At 72.2% G+C, this 5,478-nt stretch carries 3 protein-coding genes; 1 reads left to right on the forward strand and 2 read right to left on the reverse strand.

Features of this window, described 5'->3' with window-relative positions; translation table 11 throughout:
* Positions 1-270: 270 nt before the first annotated feature.
* Positions 271-1,935: a hypothetical protein gene (locus tag VLK66_RS20990; protein WP_325311437.1), complete on the reverse strand. Its 1,665-nt coding sequence runs from the start codon at positions 1,933-1,935 to the stop codon at positions 271-273.
* A gap of 470 nt (positions 1,936-2,405) precedes the next feature.
* On the opposite strand from VLK66_RS20990, the gene VLK66_RS20995 reads away from it, so the two are divergent.
* Positions 2,406-3,437 carry a sulfurtransferase gene (locus tag VLK66_RS20995; RefSeq protein ID WP_325311438.1) on the forward strand — a complete coding sequence of 344 codons (1,032 nt, stop codon included), beginning with the start codon at positions 2,406-2,408 and terminating at the stop codon, positions 3,435-3,437.
* A gap of 239 nt (positions 3,438-3,676) precedes the next feature.
* Here VLK66_RS20995 and VLK66_RS21000 read toward each other — a convergent pair whose 3' ends face one another.
* Positions 3,677-5,134, reverse strand: coding sequence for a hypothetical protein (locus VLK66_RS21000; protein ID WP_325311439.1), 1,458 nt, complete (start codon positions 5,132-5,134; stop codon positions 3,677-3,679).
* Positions 5,135-5,478: the final 344 nt, after the last annotated feature.

Here is a 5,478-nt window from a genome sequence, read left to right on the forward strand (position 1 = left end):
ACCGCGCTGCGCGCGACCACGGCGGATGAAAGGAGATTGGTCGTGAGCGCTGATGCCACAGAATGAGCGGATCAGCCTCGCGCAGTTTGCGAGGCTTCCCGTAGTTGTTGCTGCGACTTCAGTCGCCGGTGGGGGCCAGGCTGCGAACTTTCTATTCAGGCCGGCCACACCGCGGCCAACGACTGCGCAAGAGGCTGCAGGCCGAAGGATCCATAGCCGAGGCAGCACGTGAGTCGGCGAGATGCACAGATTCTTCCGCCGGACCTGGCCTTACTCCTCCTCGGCGTCGGTCCCGAACAGCCCCGCATCTTCCGGCTTCTTGCGCGGCTTCGGCCTGGATTTCGGCTTCGGCTCCGCGGCCGGCGCGGCGGGGAAGTCGATCTCATCCCCATTCCCCTTCAGCGCCTTGTAGACGGCGCGGCCGCCGCGGCGAAGCAGCGCAAGCGCCTTCTTCAGCTCGTCCGGCGTCACGTCCGTCGCGGCGAAGGCGCGCAGCACCTCCTCCCACGTCACCGTCCGCCCGCGGAAGCGATCCTCGATGCTGGATGCGATCGCGGACGTGTCGGGGCGGTGAAGGCTGAGAATCTCCTGCTCCGGCCGTTCTTCCGGGAACAGGTCCAGCGCCTCCGCCACGGGCGCGGGCCGCGGCGCGACGGGCGCCCTCGCGCGCGGCGGCGTGGGCGCGACGACGGGCGCGGGCACGGACTCCGCGTCCGCAGGCGTGACCGCGGGAGGCTCCGCCGTTACGGGTGCGTCCGCTACCGGCTCCGCCGCCGCAGGTGCGTCGGCGGGAGATTCCGCGGCTACGGATGCATCGGCGTGCGGCTCCGTCGCTGCCGATGCTGGCGCGGCCTCGGCGGATTGGCGCTTGGGGGCGCGGCCTTTCCGCTTCGGCGTGGGGGCGGGCTCCGCCGCGTCAGCGGATGTAGATGGTGGCGCGGCGGAGGGCGATGGCGGCGCATCCGTAGAGGCCTCGTCGGTGGATGCTGCGGTCGCGGGGGACGCGGTGGTCGGCGGCGGCGCGGGCTCGGGAGCGGCGAGGACCGGGTCCGCGGCGGCGGCGCGGTCCTTCAGGCGCGCGGCGCGGACGGCGGCGTTCGCGGCCATCGCGACCGACGCGTCGGCGGTGACGAGGAAGAGGTAGGCGCAGGCGCCGTCCGCCGCCTCCAGCAGCATGGGCTTCACGATGCGGCCGCCCGCGGTGTCCTTCAGCAGATGCTCGAAGCGCGCGAGGGAGTCCCGCATCCCGGCGGCCACGCCGCCGGAGGCCGCGGCCGCGCGCCAGGCGGGGAGCCACGCGTGCTTCGCGTCTCCCAGCAGCGCGGAGCACCCCTCCACGATGCGCTTCACGAAGCCGGGAAGATCCGCGACCGGGCTGTTGTGCCGCGACTGCTTCTCGAAATCCGAATGTGGGAAGCGGATCAGCAGCGTCGCGCCGGGCAGCGCGGCCAGCGGGCGGAGCGCGTCCCACGGCAGCGCGCGGGCGGCGGGCGGCGCCAGGAGCACGAAGGCGCGGCCGCCTGCCGCGAATCGGGCCACCTCCGCCGCCATTGCAGCGAACGGTGCCTCGGCGAGCGACACCTCGCCGGGCGCGAGCGAGGCCAGGTCGCGCGTGGCGCGCAGCCGCTCGCCGCCGGCCACGTCCTCCAGCTCCGTGTACAGGCGCTGCAGGTGTGCGGGATCTTCCTCCACCAGCACCGCCGTCACGCGCTCGTCTACCGCGCGGATGGCGGCGATGGCGCGCGTCTCGTCGCCCGTATCGCGCGCCACGCCGGTGCCGAACTGGAACTCGGCGCCCGCGAACGCGTCGACGTACGACCGCCGCGGCTCGTCTTCTGCGGATGACGCGTCGCCGGAGCGCGCCCACGCCGCGACCGTGCCCGCCAGTACGGCGCGCAGTGCGGCTTCGGGAAACGGCGGGATGGCGGCGGTCACGGGCAGGCTCGGCCAAGGCGCGGCGTGGACGACGAGGTAGTTTAGCGGCCGAAGGAAATCCGAAGCAAGGGCGGGGAGTACGAGAAGCACGAAAGTACGAGGAGTACGGAAGTACGAAACAGCGCCGGGAGGCGGGTCACGGCGCTGACGCGAGGGTACGCGCCGCGTTGCGGGTTATCTAACGAGGAACTCTCCGCACGCGCACGGATGCCGGACGGGGAAGTCCGCGCAGGCGGACTGTGTGCCGTTGTAGCCGCGAGTTCACTCGCATTTTGGGATATCTGGACCGACGCTGGGGATTCGGCCGCCAGCGATTCGTCAGAATCCAACGGGCCGAATCGATGTTGCAGCAGGACGATGGCGTGATCGTGGGGATGTGTGCCGGACGCACGGGCGGGCGTTCTCCCGCTGCGCCGGTGGTGGATGAAGTTCTATCTGGCGTGAACACACGCGAACCCGACGGAGGGAGGATGACGAGGACGAGGAAGCTCATCGGCGCCGCCGCGCTGCTCCTGCTGGCGGCGTGCCCGATTCCGCGCGAGCTGCGCGAGCAGCCGCCGCTGCCGGTGCACACCGAGTTCACCGAGAGCGCCAACGGGCTGCAGCGGCGGCTGAACGACCCCGCCACGGTCATCCTGCACGTGGCCCGCAACCGCGCCGAATACGACGCCGGCCACATCCCCGGCGCGCGGTTCCTGGCGCTGTCGTCCATCGTCACCGAGCGCAACGGCCTGCCCAACGAGCTGCCGGCCGTGGACGCGCTGCGCGACGCGTTCGAGGCGGCGGGCGTGTCCGACAACAGCCGCGTGGTCGTCTACGGCGATCCGCTGCTGGCCGGGCGCGTGTTCTTCACGCTGGACTACCTGGGCCATCCCCCCGCGCTGCTGAACGGCGGTCTGGCCGCGTGGCGCGCCGCCGGGCACGCCACCGAGACGCAGGAGCCCGCCGCGCGCCGCGGCACCTTCACCCCGCGCCCGCAGGCCGACCGCGTGGTGGACGCCGACTGGGTGCGGCAGCACCTGCGCGACAGCACCGTGGTTTTCGTCGACGCGCGGCCGCCGGAGGAGTTCTCGGGCGCCACGCCGGGCGAGGGGGTGCAGCGCCCCGGCCACCTCCCCGGCGCGCGCAACGTGTTCTGGCGCAACACGCTGGTCAGCGAGGCGGACCCCACGCTGCGCGGCCCCGACGTGCTGCGCGCCTTCTTCCGCCTGGCCGGCGCGCGCGCGCAGGGCGAGCCGGCGCCGTACGTCACCGAGCGCCCGCGCTACGAGCCCGGCGACACCACGCGCCCGCGCCGCGGCGAGCGCCGCCAGCCGCCGCGCCGCGTGGAGCAGAAGCTGGGGACCACCACCGTCGTCACCTACTGCCGCACCGGCGTGCAGGCCAGCTGGGACTACTACGTCGCGCGCTTCCTGGGCTACGACGTGAAGATGTACGACGGCAGCTACATCGACTGGAGCCGCCGCGGCGCCGACTACCCGGTGGAGCGCGCGGCACAGTAGCGCCAGACCCGGCATCGCCGGCACGCTGAAGGATCGGCGCTACCCGGCTTGCAGGGTGCGCGGATGCTCGAAAGCCCCCCTCGCCCGGTACGGGAGAGGGCGAGCGCTCTCAGGCGCGGGGAGAGGGCGGCGCGGATGCCGGGAGATGCGACAGTGCGGAAGTGCGGAAGCACAACCGAAGAACCCCGCTCCGGCGCACCGGAGCGGGGTTCTTTTCGTCCGTGGTCCCGAGCCGGCCGTCAGTCGGCGGGGATGAAGGGGAGCCGGGCGCCGCGGCGGCATTCGGGGACGTAGCCGGTGGCCTCGCGGCAGGCACGCTCGCGGCCTTCGGCGGTGGCGTTCAGCAGGCCGATCTCCTCGCCCACGGCGTGGTAGCAGGCCGGCTTGCTGTTGTCCGGCACCATCCGGCAGAAGCCCAGCCCGTCGCGCGGGTCCGCGGTCACGTCGACGATGTTCTTCACCACGCCCACGATGCAGTGCGGCTGCCCCACCTCGGGCGCCAGGCCGCAGAAGGCGACGGCGCGCTCGCGGTTCCCCTCGGCCCACGAGTTGGCGTCGCGGCCCAGCGAGATGAAGCAGGTGCGCTGCATGTCCTCGGGCGCGGTCTGGCACTTCTTCGCGGCGTCGCGGAAGTCGCCGTTGTTCTGCCAGAGGATGGCCGACGTCTGCATCAGGTAGCAGGCCTGCCGGTGCTGCGTCTTCACCACGTCGCACGGGTAGAGCGGATCGTTGGGGTCCAGCGCCTTGAAGGTCTCGGCCGCGGCCTGGCCGTGCGCGCCGTGATCCATCCCCGCCATCCCCGGCATCCCGGCCATGTCGTGGCCCTCGTGCCCGGCCGCCGCGTGGGCGTCGTGGCCCGCGTGCGCGGACGAATCTCCCGCCGCCGCGCCGTGCCCCGCGTGGGCGGCCGAATCGCCCGAAGCCGCGCCGTGGGCCGCGTGCTCGTCCACGTCGGCGACCTGGGTGACGTGCATGTGGTGGGGCGCGGTGGCGTTCACCACGTTCTCCATGAAGGCGCCGCCCCAGCACGCCTGCTTCTCGAAGGTGTCGCCCAGCAGGTCGCACGAGTCCAGCGCGCGCAGCAGGTTGTGCGACTCCACGGCCATCAGCCCGTGGCCGATGCCGTGGGCGCACTGGAACTGCAGCCACCGGCCGGACGCGCTGCGGTACGGCAGGCAGAGCCCGTTCAGCTTCTGCGGGGTGACGCCCGCGTCGCCGCCGCGGCGGTCGGCGAAGTAGGCCTGGATGACGCCGTGGTAGCAGCCGGACTGGAAGTCGGCGGTGCAGCGCGCGAAGGTCTGCCCCACCGTCTCGGGCGTGCGGTACGCGGCGATGCCGATGCCGTGCGCGTACACGTGCCCGTCGCGCGCCACGTCGGGGTCGCGCCGGGCCAGCACGCCCAGCGCCCCCATCGCCTTGTCCACGCCCGCGGAATCGAGGACGGCCGACGAGGTGAGCGCGGCCTCGAGACAGTCCTGCTCGCTCTTCGCGCCGCGGCAGCCGCGGATGGCCCAGTTGGCGATCTCCGACGGCACCGTCTGGCGGGTGAAGTGCGCGGGCGCCAGCCCGGCGGCGGGCGTGGCGCCGTCGCCGCCGGCCTGCTGGCCGGTGCGCGACGACGAGGCGCACTGCGACGCGCCGAGGGTGACCGCGGCGCAGGCGGCCATCAGCGCGAGGGTCTTGAGCTTCCGGGGCATGTCCATCGGGTTCGTGGCGTTCATCGGCTGACCTTCTGCCGGCCGGAGTCCGAAAGGTCGCAACCGCCGCGCCGGAGCGCAATCGCGGAGGAGGGGAAGTCCCAAGTCCCAAGTCCTAAGTCCTAAGTCCTAAGTCCCAAGTCCCAAGTGCTGAGTGCTGAGTGCTGAGTGCTGAGTCCCGCGATCCTCAGCAGTTCACTTGGGACTTAGCAGGCTGCTAAAAATCGCAATGTACACTTTCGGTCGAAGCGGCACGGCTGTAAATTGCCGTAACCTTCGGCCGGGAGCATGGATGCGCGGACGCGAACCAGAGCAGCGGGTGATGTTCAGCTACGTGAACATCG

This window comes from Longimicrobium sp., assembly GCF_035474595.1.
GTDB lineage: Bacteria > Gemmatimonadota > Gemmatimonadetes > Longimicrobiales > Longimicrobiaceae > Longimicrobium.

Excerpts from the sequence above, each read along its gene's own strand:
- VLK66_RS21000 (WP_325311439.1), bottom strand. The coding sequence starts at position 5,134 with ATGCCCCGGAAGCTCAAGACCCTCGCGCTGATGGCCGCCTGCGCCGCG.
- VLK66_RS20995 (WP_325311438.1), top strand. The coding sequence starts at position 2,406 with ATGACGAGGACGAGGAAGCTCATCGGCGCCGCCGCGCTGCTCCTGCTG.